The sequence below is a fragment of the Tsukamurella sputi genome (assembly GCF_007858445.1).
Lineage (GTDB): Bacteria > Actinomycetota > Actinomycetes > Mycobacteriales > Mycobacteriaceae > Tsukamurella > Tsukamurella sputi.
In genome coordinates, this window is the sequence record NZ_VIGV01000152.1 from 1 (window position 1) to 564 (window position 564).

A 564-nucleotide genomic window follows, 5' to 3' on the forward strand; every position below is an offset into this window, starting at 1 on the left:
AGAGTAATAGACTCAATCGCGCGATGTGCTTTTAACATCACTGTACCCGCAGGTGTTTCATAACAACCTCGAGCTTTCATTCCAACATAGCGGTTCTCTACAATATCAACACGACCGATACCATTTTCACCTGCGAGTTTGTTGAGCTTCTCCATCACTGTTGCCGGTGAAGTTTCAACACCATCGATTGCAACGATATCGCCGTGACGATAAGTTAACTCTACATAGGTTGGCTTATCAGGAGCTTCTTCAGGAGAGACTGTCCAGCGCCACATATCAGCTTCTGGCTCTGTCCATGGATCTTCTAACATCAATCCTTCATAGGAGATATGGAGCAAGTTTGCATCCATAGAGTAGGGTGATTTCTTACCACCGCGATCGATCTCAATATTGTGTTTTTCAGCATAGTCGAGTAATTTCTCACGTGACATAAGATCCCACTCACGCCATGGCGCAATCACTTTTACACCAGGTTTAAGCGCATATGCACCTAATTCGAAACGAACTTGGTCATTCCCCTTACCTGTTGCTCCGTGAGAGATTGCATCTGCATTGGTCTCATTT

The 564-nt window shown here is 44.9% G+C and carries 1 protein-coding gene; it reads right to left on the reverse strand.

Annotation, left to right across the window (positions count from 1 at the left end):
- A partial coding sequence (locus FK268_RS26105) for an argininosuccinate synthase domain-containing protein (RefSeq protein ID WP_193560335.1) occupies positions 1-564 on the reverse strand: 564 nt, incomplete at both ends.